17 protein-coding genes are annotated in these 21,507 nt (G+C 61.2%); 8 read left to right on the top strand and 9 right to left on the bottom strand.

All coding sequences use genetic code 11. The features are described from left to right. Nucleotides 1–5: 5 nt before the first annotated feature. A complete protein-coding gene (locus AC1DLO_RS12440) occupies nt 6–1,673 on the top strand; it encodes an amylo-alpha-1,6-glucosidase (protein WP_442003126.1) in 1,668 nt (555 codons plus the stop codon). Nucleotides 1,674–1,800: 127 nt separating this feature from the next. Here AC1DLO_RS12440 and AC1DLO_RS12435 read toward each other — a convergent pair whose 3' ends face one another. From AC1DLO_RS12435 to AC1DLO_RS12400, 8 genes are all read right to left on the bottom strand, one after another. After that, nucleotides 1,801–2,022 carry a hypothetical protein gene (locus AC1DLO_RS12435; protein WP_441437339.1) on the bottom strand — a complete coding sequence of 74 codons (222 nt, stop codon included), beginning with the start codon at nt 2,020–2,022 and terminating at the stop codon, nt 1,801–1,803. A 139-nt stretch (nt 2,023–2,161) separates the two neighbouring features. Beyond that, nucleotides 2,162–3,115, bottom strand: coding sequence for a LacI family DNA-binding transcriptional regulator (locus tag AC1DLO_RS12430; protein WP_441437338.1), 954 nt, complete (start codon nt 3,113–3,115; stop codon nt 2,162–2,164). An 87-nt stretch (nt 3,116–3,202) separates the two neighbouring features. Then, complete coding sequence (locus AC1DLO_RS12425) at nt 3,203–4,426, bottom strand: glycoside hydrolase family 1 protein (protein ID WP_441437337.1); 1,224 nt, start codon at nt 4,424–4,426, stop codon at nt 3,203–3,205. 87 nt (nt 4,427–4,513) lie between these two features. Beyond that, nucleotides 4,514–6,781: a glycoside hydrolase family 3 C-terminal domain-containing protein gene (locus AC1DLO_RS12420; RefSeq protein ID WP_441437336.1), complete on the bottom strand. Its 2,268-nt coding sequence runs from the start codon at nt 6,779–6,781 to the stop codon at nt 4,514–4,516. Nucleotides 6,782–6,850: 69 nt separating this feature from the next. Then, a complete protein-coding gene (locus AC1DLO_RS12415; RefSeq protein WP_476914490.1) occupies nt 6,851–8,197 on the bottom strand; it encodes an MFS transporter in 1,347 nt (448 codons plus the stop codon). Between the two features lie 79 nt (nt 8,198–8,276). Beyond that, entirely contained in the window at nt 8,277–10,757 is a 2,481-nt protein-coding gene (locus AC1DLO_RS12410; protein WP_441437334.1) for a glycoside hydrolase family 2 TIM barrel-domain containing protein, read from the bottom strand. Between the two features lie 119 nt (nt 10,758–10,876). Further along, entirely contained in the window at nt 10,877–11,842 is a 966-nt protein-coding gene (locus tag AC1DLO_RS12405) for an alpha/beta hydrolase (protein ID WP_441437333.1), read from the bottom strand. Nucleotides 11,843–12,174: 332 nt separating this feature from the next. Then, a complete protein-coding gene (locus AC1DLO_RS12400; protein WP_442003129.1) occupies nt 12,175–12,771 on the bottom strand; it encodes a TetR/AcrR family transcriptional regulator in 597 nt (198 codons plus the stop codon). Nucleotides 12,772–12,851: 80 nt separating this feature from the next. On the opposite strand from AC1DLO_RS12400, the gene AC1DLO_RS12395 reads away from it, so the two are divergent. From AC1DLO_RS12395 to AC1DLO_RS12380, 4 genes are read left to right on the top strand one after another with little or no spacing between them, the layout of a single operon-like run. After that, complete coding sequence (locus AC1DLO_RS12395; RefSeq protein WP_441437331.1) at nt 12,852–13,631, top strand: SDR family NAD(P)-dependent oxidoreductase; 780 nt, start codon at nt 12,852–12,854, stop codon at nt 13,629–13,631. A 39-nt stretch (nt 13,632–13,670) separates the two neighbouring features. After that, nucleotides 13,671–15,170 carry an FAD-binding oxidoreductase gene (locus AC1DLO_RS12390; RefSeq protein WP_441437330.1) on the top strand — a complete coding sequence of 500 codons (1,500 nt, stop codon included), beginning with the start codon at nt 13,671–13,673 and terminating at the stop codon, nt 15,168–15,170. Beyond that, nucleotides 15,167–16,192 (top strand): zinc-dependent alcohol dehydrogenase, encoded by a 1,026-nt coding sequence (locus AC1DLO_RS12385; protein WP_441437329.1) that lies wholly within the window; start codon nt 15,167–15,169, stop codon nt 16,190–16,192. The genes AC1DLO_RS12390 and AC1DLO_RS12385 overlap by 4 nt, the downstream gene beginning before the upstream one ends. Beyond that, on the top strand, nt 16,189–16,956 hold the full coding sequence (locus AC1DLO_RS12380; protein ID WP_441437328.1) for an alpha/beta hydrolase family protein: 768 nt from the start codon (nt 16,189–16,191) through the stop codon (nt 16,954–16,956). Before AC1DLO_RS12385 ends, AC1DLO_RS12380 begins: the two co-directional genes overlap by 4 nt. A gap of 562 nt (nt 16,957–17,518) precedes the next feature. Here the strand turns inward: AC1DLO_RS12380 and AC1DLO_RS12375 are convergent. Next, nucleotides 17,519–18,199 carry a GntR family transcriptional regulator gene (locus tag AC1DLO_RS12375; RefSeq protein WP_441437327.1) on the bottom strand — a complete coding sequence of 227 codons (681 nt, stop codon included), beginning with the start codon at nt 18,197–18,199 and terminating at the stop codon, nt 17,519–17,521. A 136-nt stretch (nt 18,200–18,335) separates the two neighbouring features. On the opposite strand from AC1DLO_RS12375, the gene AC1DLO_RS12370 reads away from it, so the two are divergent. The 3 genes from AC1DLO_RS12370 (at nt 18,336) to AC1DLO_RS12360 (ending at nt 21,482) form a co-directional block, all read left to right on the top strand. Then, nucleotides 18,336–19,295 (top strand): succinylglutamate desuccinylase/aspartoacylase family protein, encoded by a 960-nt coding sequence (locus tag AC1DLO_RS12370; RefSeq protein WP_476890151.1) that lies wholly within the window; start codon nt 18,336–18,338, stop codon nt 19,293–19,295. Continuing rightward, complete coding sequence (gene solA / locus AC1DLO_RS12365; protein ID WP_441437325.1) at nt 19,292–20,449, top strand: N-methyl-L-tryptophan oxidase; 1,158 nt, start codon at nt 19,292–19,294, stop codon at nt 20,447–20,449. Before AC1DLO_RS12370 ends, solA begins: the two co-directional genes overlap by 4 nt. Nucleotides 20,450–20,558: 109 nt before the next feature. After that, entirely contained in the window at nt 20,559–21,482 is a 924-nt protein-coding gene (locus AC1DLO_RS12360; protein WP_441437324.1) for an ABC transporter substrate-binding protein, read from the top strand. The last annotated feature ends 25 nt before the right edge of the window (nt 21,483–21,507 follow it).

The raw sequence follows: 21,507 nt of genomic DNA, 5'->3' as shown, positions 1-21,507 counted from the left end.
ACTCTGTGAATCCCTTTGACCTCGAACACCTCCCGTTCGCCACGGCTGGCTCGTACTTCGCCGTGACATCAGCCGTGAACACTGAAGACGCCGGGAAATGGGTGGAGCTGCGGACGGTCCGGGGCAGGGCGGCAACGCGTGCACTTCTGCGCATCGCGCCTCGCGACGGACTTCACGGCAAAGCAGCGTTCGATATCGACCACCTTGTGCTTCCCGCAGCGGCAGGTCACGTCAGCGTCGACTTCAACACACACCGCGTTCTCAGTGTTTCCGGCGCAGGCGTTGGCTTCGAGCTCATCATGGAGGCGGCAAGCAACTACGACACGCTGGTCCGTGTGGCCGAAGATGAATGGCGCTACCTCAGATTCTCCTCACAGGTAACGATTGCCATCCGCGTTCTCAGGGGCAGAGGCATAGAGGAATCGACGTGGGCTGGAGAACGTCACACCATGGCTACACTCCAGTTCGCGCCCGGCAGCGTCGTGCTCATTGAGGAGACGAATGATGCGACGCCGACCGCTCGGAAACCCTGGTCGCCACCGTCATTCGATGTATTCGCCGCCGCTATGCCCGAGGTAAAACCCGAGCATCAGGCGGCGAAACAGCTCGCCAGCTACATCATGTGGTCCTCGATAGTAGAGCCCTCCGGAGCAGTGCAACGGCCGGCGATGTACATGTCGAAGGGAACGATGACCAACGTTTGGAGCTGGGACAACTGCTTCAACGCAATCGCATTAGCACAGCTTCCCGAGCTCGCTGAAGACCAGTTCTTCGTGCCGTTTGACGCCCAAGCGACAAGCGGTCGGCTGCCGGACTCCGTCAACGACAAGGTCATCGATTACACCTTCACCAAGCCTCCAATTCACGGATGGGCTCTGATGGCGCTATTTAGGGCGGGCGCGGTCAACGACGAGTGGCTGCTTCGTGCCTATGATCCTCTCCAACGGTGGACGCAATGGTGGCTGACGGAACGAGTCGCCTCCGGACGCATTCTGCCGCACTACTTCCACGGGAATGACTCCGGGTGGGACAACAGCACGATCTTCGCCACAACGGTGCCTGTAGAGTCTCCTGATCTCGCGGCCTTCCTGGTCCTGCAGACAGAAGCGCTCAGTGAGATTGCCTCGCGACTGTCGCGTCCGGACGAAGCCAAGAAATGGGCAACCGTTTCATCCTCTCTCCTCAATTCGCTGCTCAAGGAAATGTGGGACGGTAGCCGATTCATCGCCCGCAAGCTCGACTCAACAGTCATCGAGTCCGCATCGCTCCTTCACCTCCTACCGGTAGTGCTCGGATCCCGTTTACCATCAGAGGTCTTCAACACACTTGTCAGTGACCTGGGGCGGTTCCGGACGGAATATGGTCTGGCAACCGAAGCCACGGATAGCCCGGCCTATATCGCCGATGGCTACTGGCGAGGTCCGATCTGGGCGCCGTGTACCGCTTTGATCATTGACGGTCTCATCGATGGCGGGGAAGAACAACTGGCCCTGGATCTCGCCGAAAGTTTGTGCGCAATGGCCTCTGCCTCGGGAATGGCCGAAAACTTTGACGCGGTCACCGGCGCCGGTCTGCGCGATCGAGCATACACGTGGACCTCCAGCGTCTTCCTGACTCTGGCAGGACTGCTAGCTGCTGAAGAGCGAACGAACGACCCCTGCGCAGGGGTCTAACGAAGACGGAGTCGGCTGCGTCCCACTCAAACGCCGACAACGGACGTTCCCTCAACCTCCGTCAGGTGACTGCACTGTGTCCTCTACATCAATCATCCGTTGCACCACTCTGCCGTCCATCCAGAGGTTAGTGCTGTTGGCGGACCAGCCCGAACGGGACGGCCGGATGTGCCCGCACCATGTATATGCCAGCGTCGATGCGCGATATAAGAATCCCTGTTTTGTGTTCCATTGCGGCGATCTTGACGACGCCGATTGCTTTCGTAAGGGCCTCGTCTACTTCGGAAGCATGTTTGGCATGTACTTCCAGCATGCCCGGCGTTTCTGTTTGCTGACGGTTAATGTCCATGATCTTCCTCACTATCCGTTGATGTTTTTGTTTAGACACTCCGCAGGCCTGGGCGGGGGTGATCTTTTTTCACGGGCGGAGGGGTGTGCATACCGGGCAGGGCTCATCCGCCCGCGGGTAATGATCCTGGGCTGGTGGCCTAGGCGGTCGACCGCTCGATGATGTCGATGTGAAGCTCGGGAAGGGGTTGGTCCGACTGCTGCTCATCCAAACGGTTAAGCAGCGACTGCATCGAGAGCTGACTGACCTGAGTGGGGTCGTATCCCATCGTGGTCAGCGGGGGGATGGTCAGCTGCGACAATGGGGTGTTGTCCATTCCGATCAGAGCGATGTCTTCGGGGATGTTCCAGCTTTTCTCGTGGGCAGCGTGCAAAAGTGCGGTGGCGACGTCGTCGTTGTAGCAGGCCACGGCAAATCCTCGGTGTCCCAATTCTTCCAGCGCCTTTCGGGCGTCCACGGGTGTGATATCAAGATGCAGAACGTGGGGTTCGTCAAGGCCCTGCCTAAGACACTCTTCCCTGAAGGTGCGTTCGCGGGGGCCGCCGAACGGGTCGCTGCGCGCGTCCCGCAGGTGCGCGTACGCAAGCTGTTGATAGCCGCGTTCGATGAGGTATCGCGCCTGCAGTCTTCCGATTTGCGCGTTGATGCCGTGACTGCCGGATTCGTCGGTCTCCAGCAGCTTGACGCCCCGGCGTTCAAGCAGCGCGCGCTGTCCCTCGGAAAGGGCAGCCAGCGTCAGGACTGCACGTGGCTTCAGCCCGACGATGAGCCTGTCGAAATCAGCGTCAGTACGGCTCGATAGACGCAGGACAAGTGTCAGGCCTCGTGCAGCGAGTTCATCCGTGAGCAGACCGTAGATGTCTTGAAGGTTGCGTCCGAAGGTTGTGTCAGGAATCAGCGCGATCACGATATCGCTGGCGCCGCGGGCCAGCGTACGTCCTGCTGACGATGGCTCGTAGCCTAGCTCAGCCACAGCTTTGGCAACACGGTCCCGCGTCTCCTGCGAAAAGGCTTTTTTCCCGTTAAGGATCATGCTGACCGTGGAACGAGCCACCCCGGCACGGTTGGCGACATCCTGGCTGGTGGGTATCACGACCGCCCGCCTTCCGTTGTTCGAGGTCTAATTATCATAGCTTCGGCTTCAGGGCGGGCTGCCCATGGCGGCGTTCCCCCGGGCCTGTCAGGACCCGCTGAGCCTCGCGCCGCCGGAGCGGGCGATGTTTCCGAGCCATCCGAGGCTTTCTTTGGGTTTACGTTCAAAGGTGGTCCGGTCTACGGCGACGAGGCCGAATTTCGGTTCCCAATGGCCCCATTCGTAGTTATCCAACAGTGACCAGTGCAGGTAACCGCGGACGTCGACACCATCTTCCATGGCCGCGGCCAGGTGCTGCAGGGCCTCGCGGGTATAGGCGATGCGCCGTGTGTCATCCGGGGTGGCGATACCGTTCTCGGTGACAAGGATGGGCACGTTTGCCACTTGGGCGGCGTGCCTTACCGCCATAGCAAGCGCGTCCGGCCGGTATGCGGTACCGATCATGGTGTTGTCCGGATGGGCCGGATGCGGCACCAGACCATTGGCGTCTACCTGCTGGGAGGTGTAGGACTGAACACCGACGAAGTCATCACCCTTCGCGGCCTCAAGGTAAAGGTCTTCAAAGTTCCACCGGATCTGCAGGAGGCGTTCTTCTCCTCCCGGTGCTGCAGTGAAGGACTGGTTTGCCACGCTCCAGCCAACTTGGGCGTCCGTGCGCTGGCGCAGTGCCTCGCGCGCCAGATGGTGGGCTTCGACGACGTACTTCCCGTCGTCTGGCACCGGAACCGGCAGCGGAGGCTGCTTATATTCGGTCTCACCCTGGTTTTCGACAGTGGGGCTCTGCCACGAGTCCAGTTCACCACGGCTGGCTGCTGCTTCCAGATTGAGCATCATGGCGAGCATGTTGGGTTCGTTGATGGTGATGACGTGTCCGACGTCGCCCAGAATGGACGAAGCGGCCTCCACGTAGCGTGAGAAGCGTTCGGGTGCAGCGGGGGCACTCCATCCGCCTTCGTCTGCGAACCATCGCGGGGAGCTGAAGTGGTGGAGGGTGATGACCGGTTTGATGCCCAGCTCCAGGGCGGTGTCAATCATGTGACGGTAATGAGCCAGCAGTGCAGGGGAGAACACTCCGGGCCGGGGTTCGATGCGCGCCCACTCGATTCCGAACCGGTAGGAGTTCAAGCCAGCCTCGGCGAGGAGGGTCATGTCCTCCCGGTAACGGTGATAGCTGTCGTTCGCGTCACCGCTGAGCTCCATACCAGGGAAGAGCCCTTCCCGGGCCCACCAGTCACTGTTGATGTTGTTTCCCTCGATCTGGTGCGGCGCCGTCGAAGCACCCCAGAGGAAATCCGGGCCAAACGTTGTCATTGGTGTCCTTTCGATGGGGCGTGGTGTCATGTGCGGGGTGGGAATCTCAGTCATGGGTGTGTTTTCCGTGGGTTTCAGGCCGGTGGGCTAGGCGGGGGAGGAAGTAGCCTCAGCGGGCTGCTCAAGCAGGGAGACAAGCCAATCGCCGTCAATGGCACCGCCGAGGATGCTCAGGATCTGGTTCATGGGCATGGAGAGCACCATGCGGGTGCCGTCGCTGTCGTCGTCCAGCTGTTGGCCGGATGCCGCCATGATGGGGTTGAGTTCGTTCGCCAGTGCCGGCCCCGCCGTGGGGTGTGCGAGCCACTCCGCAACGTCGGATTGCAGCGACAGGAGGCGTGGCAGTTCGTCACCGTCAAGTGCCACGTCCTGCTCCAGCAGGACGTGTGAGGCATTGTCGGATACTTGCACGGTGTAGCAGCCCGGGGCGACAACCCAGCGGTCAAGGATAACGTCCCAGTACCGAAGGTTCCTGCGGTCCAGGAGGAAATGGACCTCCCGGGTTTCGCCCGGTTGAAGGAGGACTTTGGTGAAGGCGGCGAGGATCCGTTCCGGGCGCAGGACCGGCCCGGCGTCGGTTGAAAGGTAGATCTGTATGACGTGTTTTGCCGGGATCTTTCCGGTGTTGGTGATATTCGCCGTAACAGCGATTTCGTCATGGCCGCGCGCTTCGGCCCGGAGGTCCGTTGTTTCGAAGGTGGAGTAACTTAGCCCGTGCCCGAAAGGGTACCGGACGGGCCGCTGCACCGTTTCGTAGTAGCGGTAGCCGACCATGACGCCTTCGGTGTAACGGACGTGGCCCTGCTCGCCGGGGAAGGACAGGTAAGTGGGCGTGTCCTGCAGCCGGAAAGGAATGGATTCGGCCAAGCGTCCGGAGGGACTCGTCACACCGAACAGCAGGTCAGCGATCGCTCTACCGCCGCCCTGGCCGAGGAGGAAACCTTCCAGGATGCCGTCCACCTGGTCATGCCATTCTTCAAGGGAGACAACACCCCCGTTCGCCAGGACAACGACGGTACGGGGGGCGGCGGCCGCGACCGCCCGGATGAGCTCGACCTGCACAGCGGCGAGTTCCAGCCTCGTCCGGTCGAACCCTTCGGATTCCTCCTCTTCGGGGTTGCCCGCGAATATGACAGCGACGTCCACGGTGCGGGCCGCCTCCACGGCGTGGGCACGGAGTTCAGCATCGTTCTCGCCGGGTTGGAGAGAGAAGCCCTGCGAGTAGTGGACGCTGCCATCAGAGACAGCGGCCCCCGCCTTGAGTTCCTCCAGGGGTATGTCGATGAGTGTGGCGTTGACGTGTGAGCTGCCCCCGCCCTGGTACCTGGGGTTGGTGGCGAATTCTCCGACAACCAGAAGGGATGTTCCTGGTTTCAGGGGCAGTACGCCGTCCTGGTTTTTGAGCAGGACAGCGCACTCGGTGGCGAGCTCACGTGCCAGTTCATGGTGCGCTGCGGAATCGAACTCAGTTGGGGCGGTCCCGGTGATGCGGGGTTCGCTGTAGGCGGCAAGGTCCAGAACCCGTTCCACTGCCAGATCGATCGCCGACTCGTTCACGCTCCCGTTTTGGACGGCCTTGATGAGCGCTTCGGTGGCGTACTGCCCTGATCCGGGCATTGCCAGATCCAAGCCGGCGTTCAGTGCTGCCGGCCGTGTGCGGACCGCGCCCCAGTCGGACACCACAACGCCGTTGAATCCCCATTCGCCGCGCAGTACATCAGTGAGAAGCCAGCGGTTTTCTGAGGCGTGGACGCCGTTGATCTTGTTGTATGAGCACATGACCGTCGCCGGTTGCGCTTCGGTGACGACTCGTTCGAAGGCTGACAGGTGCACTTCGCGGAGTGTGCGTTCGTCGACGTCGGAGCTGATGACCATGCGCTCGGTCTCCTGGTCATTGGCCGCCAAATGCTTCACGGATGCTCCCACACCGTGCTCCTGCAAAGCCTTGACGTAGGCGCTCCCAAGTACGCCGGACAACAGCGGGTCCTCGGAGTAGTACTCGAAGTTCCTGCCTCCCAGAGGTGAGCGTTTGATATTCACGCCCGGGCCGAGGAGGATGTCCACGCCATGGGCCTGTGATTCTTTGGCCAAGGCGGCGCCGACGCGTGCGGCGACGTCCTCGCTCCAGCTGCATCCGATTCCTACCGCAGGCGGAAAACACGTTGCGGGCTGACTGCGGTATAGCCCGAGGTGGTCAGTCCCATGCTTCTGCATGCGGACGCCGTGGGGTCCGTCCGCCATGGTCACGGCACCAATGTGATGGTCCTTGATGGCAGTGGTTGACCAAAAGGTATCTCCGATCAACAGGGACGCTTTTTGCTGCAGCGTCAGCTGGCTGACGTCGATGTTCTGCATGGAATTCCTCTGTAGTAGGGGTGGCCCGGTTGCACGCTTGTCTGCTGCATTCCGTGTCGGACCGCGGGATCAGCGGACGGCTTTGACCTTCAGGACGACGACGCCGCCGAGGATCGTGAAGGCTCCGGCCAGCAGGTAAAGCAGGGAGTAGTTTTTGTCTYCTCCAGCGGCTACACCAATGCCCAGGAAAAGCGGTGCGATCAGCGGGGCGGCTGACTGTGCCAGGGAGTTAGCGAGTCCATTGATGCCTATGAACCGTCCGGCGTCGGTGTCCCGCTCGGGCAGTACGTCCAGGACCAGAGCCTGGTCAACGGCGGAAAAGATGCCAAGGCCCAGGTTTGAGATGGCTGAACCGATGAGAAGCATGGGCAGGTTGTCACCGAAAGCCATGACTACTGCGCCGGCGGAGAACATGAAACCGGCGCTGAGCACGAAGGGCTTGCGCTTGCGCAGCTTGTCGGAAAGGAAGCCGCCTCCGATGGAGCCGATGATCACCGTGACGATACCGAGCATCCCGCCGATTGCCACGAGGGTGCCTATTTCGGTGATCTGAACCCCGAGCCGCTGTGCGAAGTAGAACGCAGTGAAGGTTGAGCTCATGGTGAGGCCGAAGTAGAAAAGGAATCGTCCGAGCCAGTTCCACGAAAAGTCGGGGTGCGTGCGGGGGTTGTACACGAATTTGGACAGGACCAGGCGAAGGTTCAGCCTGTCCTCGAAGTTGCGGGTGCGGCTGTCGTCCTCACGGATGACGAATGTGAACAGAACGGTAAGGACCAGGCCGAGCACCGCGGGGATCATAAAGAGCAGCAAGGCGTCTTTGGCGAGGCTGCCGGCGAGGATGGCGCCTGTCACCGGTGCTGCCATGGTGACGAAGCCGACCAGGCCGCCGACTTTTCCGCGCTGGGACTCCGGCAGGCGATCTGCCTGGGAGTTGGTCAAGTTTCCAATGACGGTGTTCCAGCCCAGCGTCGTGACAACCCACCCCACGGTAACCATGGGCACGTCCGGTGCGAGGGCGATAATGAGCAGGCCCAGGGTTCCGAGAAGGGAGCCGGCTACGAGCCAGGGGCGGCGGCGCCCGAAGCGGCTTCGGGTGCGGTCACTGAGCACCCCGATGATGGGACCGGAGACCAGCGAGACTACGGCGGCGGCGCCGATGACGAACCCCAGGTACTCCTCGTGATCCGGTGCAATTGCTTTGATCTTGATGGCCAGGGACAGGGCAATGGGTGTCACGAGGGCGATGTAGGTTCCGAACATGCCCAGCAGCAGGAGCCAAATGTACTTGGCGCTGACCTTGGGCAGGTCCACCTGCCCGGTGACAGGAGGAGCAAGAAGTATTTGCTCCTCCGCCACCTCGGCTGGTGTGCCCCCGATGGTGGCGGTGGCCGGAGGAAGGTTGTTGTTGTTTTTCACGGCAGGACTCCGTCGTCTTGATGTACGGGTGTTGGGGGATTGAGGTGAAGTAAACACAGTTGGAGCGGTGGTGCTTGTGCTAGGAGACGAGCTGACGTTCTCCCGTTGCTTCGGTTGCGTTGGCACCGATGGTGACGGTGGCCGGTTGGCATCCGGAGGCTGTCACGGTGACGGTGACAGGGCCTTGCCCGGTTGGGCGGATGATGGCCAGGGCGCGGCCGTCAAAGGTTGTATGTGAGCCTGCTGTGAAGGGCTCGTCTGTAGCGGGATTGGCGCTTCCGAGGCCTTGGAGGACCGCGGGTCCGTCCACCGTTACGGCGACCTCGCGGTCCCGGCCGTTGTGAAGAACGCCGCTTCCGTCCGTGAGTGCTATTCGCAGGAAGGCGAGGTCCCCGGTGCCGGCTGTGAGTAGGTCGACGTCGGAGCTCACGTCAAGGTGCAATCGGTCGCGTGCCGTGGATAGCTGCACACGGGAATGCTCCTGGCCGTCCTTATACGCGACAGCGGTCAAGTCACCGGGGGTGTAGATGATGTCGAAATCGGTACGGAAGGCCAGGTTTTCTCCTACCTTGGATCGTCCGACAGGCACCCCGTTGAGGAGCAGTTCGACGTCGTCGGCGTCCGAGTACACCTCCACCTGGATCGGCTGTCCCTCGAATCCCTCCCAGGTCCAGCTGCTGATCGCATCACTCCAGGACCAAGGCGTCATGAGCGGTGTGCGCCCATGAAACTGCGGGCGCTGGACCGCGATGTATGGCGTTGACCGGAGCCCGAAGACAATCTCCCGGTAGTAGGAGGCGGGGCGGCGCTCACCTGTGATGTCGATGTCGCCTGTCCACGCGGTAAGCCACGGGTAGGGACGTGCCACGCTTGCTGCTGCACCATGGCCGCCGTCGGCGTATCCCACCGAGCCCAAGCCGGCTTCTCCCAGGTAGTCCCACCCGGTCCAGGCGAAGTCGCCAATAACATGATCGTTGGCTTTGACGAGGTCCCAGTTTTTGGCGATCTGCCCCGGAAAAGTCTCAGTGCCGGCAATGACGCGGTTCGGAAAGAGCGTCTTATCCAGCAGGTAGCGTCCGTCACCGTAGTTCATTCCTGCCACGTCAAGCACCGAAAAGGATTCGGCGGTCCGTTCGCTGACCATTTCGGAGGCCGAGATATGGTTCATCATGTCTCCGACCTGGGTCATCATCCCGTTCACGCCCGCTCCGGTGTCGCCAGCTGCGCCCTGGTGCTGTTTCATGCCGGCCAGGACAATGTCCAGACTCGATACAAAACCGTTGATACCGTTGGTGATGGGCCGGGTCCCGTCCAGCGACCGCAGTTTTTCGGCAAGCCGGCGGCTCCACACCCCGCCATCAGCAGTTCCGGTTTCCGGAATCTCATTGCCGATGGAGTACATGATCACACTGGGGTGATTGATGTCCTTGGCCACAAGGGCCTCAAGATCACGTTCCCACCACTGCGCGAAATCAGTGGCGTAGTCGTAATCGGATTTACCCGAGGTCCAAACGTCGAACGCTTCATCGATGACGAGCATCCCGAGCCGGTCACAGGCATCCAGGAGTGCCGAGCTCGCGGGGTTGTGCGAACTCCTGATGGCGTTGAAACCGGCTTCCTTCAGGACCCGGACCCGGCGCTCCTCGGCCGCGGCAATAGTCGCCGCACCCAAAGGTCCATTGTCGTGATGAACGCAGGCACCGCGCAGTTTCACCGTCTCACCATTGAGCCTCAACCCTCTCTTGGCGTCGACCTGGATCCGACGGATCCCGAACGTGACGGATTCCCTGTCGATGACCGCGCCTGCGTCTCGCAGCAGCAGGACGCACGTGTACAAGGACGGCGAATCGAATCCCCACAAGGCAGGATTCTCGACCATCAGCCGATGGCGCACCACAGCCGAGGTGCCTGGAAGCAGTGTGACAGGGGACTCGTCGCTGGCGACCTCGGCGATGCCTTCTTCATTGACCGACGCTGCTAAGTTGACCGTGGTGGTCACGGCGGTGGTGTTGGTGATCCTTGCAGTCACCTCCACCATCGCGCGATTGCTGTCGATGTCAGCAGTGGTGACACGGACACCATCTACCCCGATGTGGATAGGCTCCTTAACAATCAGGTGCACGTCCCGGTAGATCCCGGCACCGGTGTACCAGCGACTGTCCTTATGCGCCCGGCAGACCACCCGGACCTCGTTCGCGGCACCGAACCGAAGGAACGGGTCAATGCGCACGGTAAAGCGCGAGTAGCCATAAGCGTCTTGGCCGGCCAGGGCACCGTTGACGTACACCATCGCGTCCCGGTAAACGCCGTCGAACTCGAGAGCGAACACCTTGCCGCGATCTGCCTCATCAACATCGAGCATCCTGCGGTATTCGAAAGCACCACTGGGAAAATATCCGCCAGCCGCGCCGGCAGGAGCATCACCGCTTCTGGTCTTCGAGATCAGCGCATCATGCGGAAGCATTACATCAACCCACTGTTCACTTGCTCCGCCCAGTTCAGCGAAAGCACTGACCCTCGTCCGGACGGCCCATCCTTCGTTGAATGGTTTCCTGGCCATTAGCACTCCTAGAAAAATCAATAGCGATTGTCAGTGACTCGTCACGGCTTAACCACGCGCTGGTGCACGTCAACGGATGGTTGATTCCCGCGGTTGAGCGTCGTCGTCTCTCATGAAGCTCATGCTGCTGCCCAGGAGGCTTCAAGGAATCGGCGCGCCTGCTCGATCTGTTCTCGATCCTCCGGAGCCTCTCCCATGAACATGCCGTGCGGGGCACCTTCCCAGACATGAAGTTCGGCGCGGACGCCGGCCTGAAGGAGTTTGCGGTGCAACCGCACGGTATCCGAGAGGAGGAAGTCGCGCGTCCCGGAGGTCAGCATGACAGGCGGGAAGTCTGCGGTATATGTGCCGAACAGAGGTGAGATGTAGGGGTGCTCGAGTGACTGATCACCGCGGTATAGCTCGAGCATGTTCTTCGGGTGCCATTCGCTGAGGCCAAACCCGAGGGTGGTGTACGTGTCGCCGGCAAGCGTGAAATCGACACAAGGAGAAATGAGGCAGGCGGCGGCTGGCATTGGCAGACCCTCGTCTCGGGCCCTAAGGAGAAGGGCTGCTGAGAGATTGCCGCCTCCGGATTGCCCGGCGATGGCGATCGTCTCCGGCCTATGGCTCTTCAGCAGTTCGCGGTATACCGTCATGCAGTCATCCAGGCCAGCCGGGAACGGGTTGTCCGGGAGTTGCCGGTAGTCCATTCCCCAGGTGCGCACGCCGATGTTGCCGGCGATGAGCTCGGTGGAGCGGCGCGCAGTGGGCCCGCCGCCCCAAAGGAAACCTCCGCCGTGGATGTACAGAAGGACCCGCTCGTCGTCAGCTGCGATGTCCGACGGCTCAGCCATAAAGAATTTCGCCCCATGAACCTCGCCGGCTTCTACTGCTACTGCAACGTCTGATGTCACGGCGCCAGTTGTCGCTCGCGCCATGGTTTCGACGAAGACAGGGTCTGAGGATTCGGCGGCCGCCGCCAGGGCACGCCAGACCTCGACATCCTCAGGGGCGGGATCAGGCTGCGGCGGCCTTCCGGCGGCCATGGCCAATACATTCTGTGCCTCGAGGCTGATGGTGGTTGGAACAGGGTATTCGGTCATCGTGGAACGTTCTCCTCTGCGGGGATCGATCGTGAACTATTCGTGAAGTCAGGCGCTCTCGCGGTTAGTCGCGACATCGTGGGTGACGCGCGTCACCGATCTAATCACGCGTGGGTGACACGCGTCAATAGGGGCTGAAATTTCCCGTTGGGAATGCAGTGCATTGAGCGGCCGCGGCGCACAGATGGGTGTCGGCTGCAGCAAAGCCCTTGAAGAGCCACTCCAGTGGATCGCACCAGCTCAAGCATCGAAATGCGAAGCAGTTGATCCTCCGGGCCAAACTTTGACCCTGGAGCGTACGTCATCCGTCCAAGATGGGGGCGAAGACCTGGTTAGCCCAGCTGGAGGACGGCAAGCGCCCGCCGAAGGTAGGGGGCAGGGTCAGTGTCATCATTAGCCGCCCATTGCAGCCAGGCTTCGAATAATGCGCCAGCAAGAGCGGCGCACAGGTACCGGGCAGTGTCTTCAGGAATGCCACGGGCGGTGAGGTAGGAGCGGGTCTGGTCGTTGCGAGTCCCTAAGAATTCCTGGCTGCGGCTCAGCAGCTCCGGGTGTTCGGCGATCAATCGGAGTCTCCCGCGGGTCACGGCGAGGTCCGGGAGGGCGGCAATACCCGTAAGCACGGCTTCCCGAAGTCCGTCCAGAATCGCCTGTCGGGACAGGGGATGTGCAGGGGCCGACTCCAAGGCGGCGGCGGAGGCTTCTATTACAGGTCCCATCCCGCCCCATACCAACTCTGCTTTATTGGCGAAATGGCGGTACAAAGTCTTCCGCCCAACGCGGGCCTCCCGCGCAATATCCTCCATCGAGGTCTGCTCATACCCCCGCTCGGCGAACATTTTGAGGGCAAGGGCGGCAACCGCTTCAGGGTCGATGCTCACCGGCCGCCCCGGCGACCGGTGGATAGTGATTGAATCGTTCGAAAGCATCTCACCAGTATTCACCCTTCCATTATGACACTGAGTGTCGTAATCTTGGCTGCGACATCATCAGCGTCTGGAAGGACATCATGGGCAGCGAAGCCTCGTGGCAGGAAACCATCACTAATGGCCGCTTTGCGGGACAAACCGTCGTCGTAACGGGTGCAGCGTCCGGCATAGGGCAGGCGACTGCCATGCGCATCGCCAAGGAGGGCGGCAAGGTTATCGCCGCGGACATCAGCAAGCAGCGCCTCGACGCTCTCGTTGAAGAGAATAAGAACCTGGACCTGGTGCCAGTGGCCGGTGACATCTCTACTGAGGAAACTATTGCCGCTGTGGTTTCTGCCGCCGGCGGGCGCATCGACGCCTTGGCGAACATTGCCGGAATCATGGATAACTTCGCACCAATCCATGAGGTGGACGATGACCTTTGGGACCGCGTTTTCCGGATCAACGTCACCGCCCTCATGCGTCTTACCCGCGCCGTTGTACCGCTGATGCTGGAAGCCGGGGCGGGGTCGGTAGTCAACGTTTCCTCAGAGGCCGGCATCCGCGGTTCGGCTGCCGGGGCTGCATACACTGCCTCCAAACATGCCGTTGTTGGCCTGACCAAGAACTCCGCCGTGATGTACGGCCCGAAGGGTCTTCGCTTCAATACCGTGGCTCCCGGGCCCACACTCACTGGCATCGAGGCAAACTTCGGCTCCCAACTGGCCACCGAACGGCTCATCCCACTCATGCAGGCCAATATCCCCACGCCCGCTAACGCCGCACAGTTGGCAGCCTCAATCACTTTCCTGCTCAGCGACGACGGCACCAACCTAAACGGCGCGGTTCTGGCCTCCGACGGCGGCTGGTCGGCGATTTAGCCGCCAAACAAAAAACCCTTCAAACAGGAGTTTCTTCTAATGTCAGAAAAGTTCTTTGAGGCAGTCTCCCAGATCCTTGGTCAAGATGCCGTTGACGTTTCGGATGCTGGCCGCGCCTCATACAGCAGCAACCGGCTCCCTGGCGGAGACCGTCAAACCGATGGGATTGTTTTTCCTTCTTCCACTGAAGACGTTTCCACCATTGTTCGCCTGGCCGCCGAGCATGGAGTGTCTTTGTGGCCGACCAGCACGGGCCATAACTGGGGCATGGGAGAGTTTTCCCCAGTCCGGGAAGGCCAGGTGGTTATGCACCTGGGCAAACGGATGAACCGCATCCTGGAAGTTGATGAACGACTCGGCTACGCCGTCATCGAACCGGGAGTAACCTTCCGACAGCTTCGGGCAAAAATGGCCGAACTCGGCGACAAGTTCATGATCAGCGGAACCTCCGGTCCGCCCGATGGCAGCATCATCGGCAATGCCCTCGACCGCGGTGCCGGCTACACCCCTCACTTCGATCACTTCGGCACGCTCTGCGGGATGGAAGTAGTTCTGCCCAACGGGGAAATCTTCAACACCGGAGACGGGTCCCTTCCCAATTCCAATAGCCGCTTTACTAATAAGTCGGGGTTCGGACCGCTCCTGGACGGCATCTTCACTCAATCCAACTTCGGCATTGTCACGCAGACTGCTGTCTGGCTGATGCCACGCCCGCCGGTCATTGTGGGATTTGCTTTCTCCTTCGCGGAGGACGAGGACCTTTCCGAGATCTTTGAAATGGTGCGCCCGCTGAAGCTCAACTCGGTGGTTCCTACCCTCATCAAGGTGACCTCCGGCGGTTACGGCTTCGCTACGGAGGATACCTACCCTTATAACCGCACCGACGGTCAGGTGCCACTGCCGGATGCCATCCGCCGGGAACTGCAGGAAAAGCATGGCACCGGAGCGTGGCTCGTGTCCGGCGCCCTGTATGGGCCTTCCGAGGAGGCGCTGCAGCCCACGCTCGGTAGGATCCGCGCCGTTTTCGAGGCATCAGGTAAGGCCACCTACATTTCCCACAAGGAAATGCTGGATAACCCCATCTACAAGATCCATCTCGACACCTACAGTGGTGAACCCACAGACAGTGAAGTCGACATGCTCAACTGGCGCCCTGGCGGTGGCGCGACCTGGTTCCTGCCCGCCACACCTATGATCGGCGAAGCTGCTGAGCTTCAGCACGAAACCTCACGCCGCGTCCTTGCCGAGCACGGGTTTGAGTACTTCGTCGAGTTCGTTTGCAGCACCAGGGCAGCACGCGGCCTGCACCTCATCATCTTCAACCGTCAGGACGCTGATGAGGTAGCCCGCATGAACGCCGCCTATGCTGCCTTGGTCGAAGCATACGACGAGATCGGCTACCCCATCGGACGAACCCCGACTGACTGGCAGGAACGGGCCATGGCCCGTCTGCCGGTACTGCAGCAGGTCACGCATCAAATTAAGGCGGCACTGGATCCCAAGGGAACCATCGCGCCGGGCAAGTACGGCATCTCATGAGTGCTGCAGCCATCAGCCTCGGTGGCCGTGTTCTTGAGCTGACAGCACCCTATGAGATGGATACTGTCGTACGCCCTGACCTAGGTCAGCCCGGCCCCGGTCAAGTCGTTGTCCGCATGGTCGCTCTGGGCCTGTGCGGCACAGACCTTCACATCTACTCCGGTCGGGGATCCATGTATCCATGGGTAACGGGGCATGACGGAGCCGGAATCATCCAATCGGTAGGGCCTGGAGTCGATCTCCAAGAGGGCCAACGCGTTGCCGTTGACCCCGTCGTCCGATGCGGGAAATGCGCGATGTGCCGGCAAGGCAAGGTGCAGCTCTGCGCGGACGGCGGATACCTCGGCATGCTCGGCCCAGGTTTGGCCGCTGAATATGTACAGCTTCCGGCGGCCCAACTCATTCCGCTGCCGGACGCGGTATCAGACCTGGCGGCCACCGTCTTGGAGCCCGTCGCCGTGGCCCTTCACACACTTCGCCGGGTGGCGCCCTTAATGCCCGGCCAGGGGGCCGCCGCCATCATTGGTGGAGGCCCGTTGGGCATCCTGCAGGCACAGGTATCCCAGCACTTTGGATGGGATTGCGTTGTCTTCGAGCCCCAGAAGCGACGCCGGGACCTGGGCAGCTCCCTTGGCGTGAAGATGTTCGATCCGGCGGAAGCTGAGGACATCGAGACACTTAAAGGCGGCCCGATACTGGTGATCGAGACATCCGCGGCCGGCGCGGGCGTCGACCTCGCCGAACGGATAGCAGCCCCGGGTTCCGTTGTTGCCATCGTGGGCCGTGGGCCGCATTCCCCGTCGCCAGCGAGCATCTTGCTCAAAGAGCTGTCGGTGCTGGGAATCAAGGGAGGCCCAGGCATGTACTCCGAGGCGGTACGCTTGGTCCAGGAGGGCGTGGTTGATCCGGCATCAGTTATCACTGACCAGTTCCCTTGGTCGCAAGGTGCCAAGGCGTTTGCGCACACCGTTCAGAACCCCGAAACCGTGGTTCGCAGCGTCCTCCATGGGGCGTGGCAATGACAAAGCAAGTCATTAACTACGGAAAGCATCCTTCTCAGTTTGTCGAAGCCTGGTTTCCCGAGAACTGGTCACAGGACAGTGCTGTCGTGCTGCTCCATGGTGGCTGGTGGCGTGCTAAACACGACCTGCATCTGATGGATGAGCTGGCTGCTGATCTGCATCAGAGGGGGTATTTGGTTTGGAACGTAGAGTATCGAAGGATCGATGGCGACGACGGCGGTTGGCCTGGGACATTGGACGACGTCCTGGCAGCCATTCACCACCTGACCTCAGAGCCGCTGCGGGTAAACCCGTCATCCATTGCGGTCATTGGACATTCCGCCGGCGGACACCTGGCCCTGCTCGCGGCCAAGACAGCGCGACTGGCTGCTGTCGTTGCGCTCGCCCCGATCACGGATGTCGCCCGCTGCGCGGCTGAAGGACTGGGAGAGGGAGCGACGCCGGTCTTCCTCGAAAAGGCTGGTCTTACCAAGAAAGTCTTTGAAGAAGCTTCGCCTTTGGAGCAGGCACCGATCCGTGTTCCCCAATTGGTCGTCCACGGCTCGGATGATGTCCGGGTCCCCTTGAGCCACAGCAAGGCATACGTCTCCAGAGCCGCCGGGGTGGGGGACAATGTTGAACTTCGGGAAGTTCAGGGGGGCGACCACATGTTCGTCCTGCAGCCCGATCATTCGTATTGGCCCAAAGCGCTGGAGTGGCTGAACGACGTAACCGCCGACTCAGCGCCCGTACCTTCCGCCGGAGAAGACAAGCTCTCATTATGACGGGGAGCACAAAGATCCTCGGACCCGGAGAGGGCGAAACGCATACCAACCATGCGATTCGGGCTGCGCATTCTCCGGGTGATTCCGATCCGGGCGGCGATGGCATCGGCAGCGAAACGCGCATCCGCCTCCAACTCACTAGTTATCGTCTCGTCGATGCAGTCAGGGACTCCTGACATTCTGTCTCTGACGTGATTCGTCCTGGAAGAAAAGTGGGAAATTCTAGGGAAGGGATCCGAAATCTCACTCCAGTTTTTGGTGGCGCTCCCGGGAAATGTCTCTAGAGCTACCGTTTGATTGCTGAGCCGCGGCGGGGACTTGGCCCGCCAGAGGTTGCGGTTCGAGTTCGGATCCGGTGCCCTCGTGGCTGAGGCGAACGACGGCAACGTGACGCGGGCGAGTGCGCAGCACCACGCCCGACCGGTTCCTTACCTGATCCAAAGAGTCGTCAGATAGCAGCCCACTACTTTTAGGCCAGGTCTCGATCAACCACTTTCGAGCGGTGAGCATTCTGGTTCGGTGCCGCAAAGAAATACGAGGCCACGGCGTGGCCGATCTGCTGTTACTCCTGGTAGTAGTGCTGTTCGAGACCCTTGATGAGCAGTTCGGGCTCTCCGCTCATTGCGGCGTCGACCAGCAGCAGATGCCTGTCCGCCTGGCTGTCGGCGGTTCCCACGCCGCGCCGCATTATCGGCACCATCATGACGGCGAGAAGCGACTCCAGGCTCTGCCATGCCTCCACCAGTTTGGCCTTTGGCTGCTGATTCATCAGCGTTCCGTGGAACTCGCGGTCCAACCTCATGAGATCGTCTACGTCCTCTGGCAGACGAAGCCCCCGCATGCGTTCGGCGATGCGCCTCAGTTCTTTCTCAACGCTTTCGGACGGCGGAAGCACGGCGTGCATGGCAGCTCGTCCTTCGAGGGCTGCGAAGACTTCCCCGATCTCGGCGATGTCGCCGTCGCTGAAGTATCGAACCCGGTTACCTGAACCCGGCGAGAATTCGACGAGCCCGGTTGCGGCAAGGCGCGTCAGGGCCTCGCGGACTGTGCCGCGGCTCACAGACAGATCTTCAGCGAGCCTCTTTTCTACGAGATGCCGACCCGGATCGAGGGTTCCCAGGATGATTTCCCTCCTGATTCGGTGCGCCACTTGATCCACGAGCGTTGTTCGCTCCGCAACCCGAGGCGCAAGCGTTCTCGCGAGAGACGTCCTTGCTGGCTCAGAGGTAGGTTGACTCTCCATTGCGCTCACACCCCTATCGGCTAATGGCAGCCACCCGCGCTTTGGAGTGGGCCTTGACACTAGATCACCAAACGATAGTATCAAACAATCATGTCGGACACGATTGTCGGACACTATGGTCGGATAGGACATCAAAATGCATGATGACTTCAGAAGCCAAGAGGCCGTGGTTCGCGGCCACTTCCACATCGCTGCTCTCCCTGGCGGCGGTTTGGATCTGCCGTACATCGAGATCCATGGCGGGGAGCCCGGGCCGCGGCTGACGATGCTCGCGGGCGTCCATGGCTGTGAGTATGCGGCCATGGCTGCTCTGCGGGAGTTTGTTGCAGAGGTCAATCCTGCGGAACTGAGGGGGATCATCACCGCGGTTCCCGTGGTAAACCTCCCGGCTTACCTGAGCCGGACGCCCTTCATCGTTCCAATGGACGGCAAGAATCTGAACAGGTGCTTTCCTGGCGACCCGAACGGCAGCTTTTCGGACGTACTGGCACACCATGTGTTCGAACGCTTCATCCGGGAAGCCGACTTCGTCGTCGACCTTCATTCCGGAGACGTACCGGAAGCTATCGAGCCGGTAGTTATCTACGACGAGTCACCGGTGGGTGAGGCTGCACGGCGGATCGCGGTGGCGTACGGAACACAGCACGTGATCAGGCAGCCTGCCGCCTCACGGGTTACCACCGGCACCACGAGTTCTGCGGCCGCGGATGCCGGTGTCCCGGCGATCACCGCTGAGGCAGGAGGCGGCGGCATCATCGATCGCAAGGCTGTCGCCATTCATGTCAGGGGCCTGCGGAATGTGGCGGCGACCCTGGGAATGCTCCCCTATGACGTTGAGCAGACCCCTGGCCAGGCGGAGCACGACCAAGGCTGGAGCTGGATTCATTCGCCGGTGGGCGGTTGGTGGCAACCGAGCGTCGAACTTGGCAAGCCTGTTTCCAAGGGGGAGCTTCTCGGACAGGTCAGTGACCTCTTCGGCGACGTCATCCACAAAGTCAAGGCAACGCACGCCGGAATACCCATGATCATCACCACGAGTCCCGCGATCGCCGCAGACGGACTCCTTATGGTTCTAACCCAGGAGGTTTCAGAGTGAGCACCACCAAGAAGCGAGTGGCCGTCATCGGTCTCGGAACGGCAGGCAGCATGTCTGCCTGGCGCCTGGCTTCACGGGGCATGGAGGTAGTCGGTTACGAGCAGTTCGGAATCGCCCACGACCGCAGCGCCCACGCGGGCGAGTCCCGTATCTTCCGCACCGCCTACTTCGAAGACCCCGAATACGTGCCATTGCTTCGCACCGCCAAGGCACTGTGGCAACAGCTCGAGGGCGAGACAGGCACCAATCTCCTTACCCTTGCCGGCAATCTCATGCTGGGGGAGGCATCATCGCAGATGGCCAACGTCAGTGACTCCATCGACAAGTTCGGGGTGGACGCCTCCATCATTCCGCTCGACGAGGCGCGCACCCGCTGGCCGCATCATCCGTTCCACGAGGGCGACGCCGTTGTCCTGGACCGTGAGGCTGGCTATCTTCGCCCTGAGCTCGCGGTGCTGAAGGCCGCCTACCGGGCCATGTCGCTGGGCGCCCAACTCCGCACCTACAGCCCAGTTGAAGGGGTCGAAGTCAAGGAGGGCGGGGTCTGGGTCAGCGCCCATGGCCGGAGCGAGCGATACGACCACGTTGTGATCACCACCGGCCCCTGGGCTGCCAAGCTGCTTCCCGAACTCGCGCCACTCGTGCAGGTTCGCAAGGCGGTATCGGCGTGGTTCGTCACGAAGGAACGCGGAGCATTTGATCCGGCCAACTTCCCATGCTTCATACGCACAACGCCCGAAGAGTTTTATGGACTGCCCGCGATGGACGGGAACGGGCTGAAACTAGGCCTGTCCGGCACCGTCAACCGTCTGGTCGATGACCCTGACGCCCTCGACCGGACGGTCCCTATCGACGAAATGAAGGCATTCAGGCAACTCGTGGCCGATTCCTTCCCGGCACTCTATCCGGATCCTGTCCGTGTGGCCGCCTACATGGAGGGCTACACCCAGGACGGGCACGGGATCGTTGGGCGGCTTGGCGGCGAGGACCGCATCACTGTCCTCACGGGCCTGTCCGGTCATGGGTTCAAGCTTGCGCCGGCGCTCGGCGAAATCGCCGCGGACTACGCCCTTCACGGTGCCAGTGACAGCACGATCCCGCTCCTGAGCCCCGACCGGTTCCTTACCGTCCAGACCTCGACGGCGAACCCGTGAGGTGACGCAAGGCCCGTCCCAGCCATTAACTACATCCATCTGGCACCACTACACGGCTTTTTCTGTAACCGCACCATCCCCAACCAAAATAAATTCCAAGGAAAACACCATGAAGACACAAAACAAGGTCCACGCCGCTGTGGCCTCACTGGCCCTCCTCATTGGCTTGAGCGCGTGCGGCAGCGCCGCCGGTAGTGAACCTTCGGCCAGCCCCACTGAACTGGGCCTCAGGGACATCTCTGAGGGTGTCCAGCCCGATCCGAAGGCTGTGAGCCTCCTGCCGAAGTCGTACAAGGACAAAGGTGAGCTCACGGTGGCCGCGGACCTGCACTACCCGCCGACCGTCTTCCTCGCCGAGGACAACAAAACCCCGATCGGCCTCAACCCGGATATCACCCGGCTTATTGCCAAGAAGCTTGGCGTCAAGGTGAAGTTCGAGGACACGAAGTTCGACACCATCATTCCGGGCCTTGACGGTGGCCGCTTCGACTTCACGGTTTCGACCATGGCCAAGACCGAGGACCGGCTCAAGGTCGTGGACATGATCGACTACTTCAAGGCCGGCAGCTCCATTGGGGTGACCGCCGGAAATCCGCAGAAACTCACCAACGAGACCCTATGTGGGAAGAGCATTGCCGTCACCCAGGGCTCAACCGGTCAGCTGCTGCGCCTTCCAGCCCTGAACGAGATGACCTGCACCTCCAAGGGACAGCCCGCAATCAATGCCGTGACGCTGCCCAACATCCAGGAAGCCCTGGTCCAGCTGCACTCCAAGCGCATCGACGGCATCCTCTACGACACCACGGCACTCGCCTGGGCGCAGACGCAGCAGCCGGGCTCCTTCCAGATGCTCACCCCTCCGCTGAACGTCGGCGGAACCGGAATCACGGCAGTTGCGCTGAAGAAGGGGTCGCCCCTGACCCCCGCCATTCAGGCAGCAGTCCAGTCGATCCTTGCGGACCCGGAGTACAAGGAGTCCCTCAAAACCTGGGGCCTGGAGTTTGGGGCCATTACCGACGCCAAGCTGAACTAGCAGGTGCCTGAATGACAACGGCTAT

The organism is Arthrobacter sp. 01T419, assembly GCF_056398865.1.
Note: the sequence above shows the minus strand (reverse complement) of the source record. Positions and strands in the feature narration are given on the sequence as shown.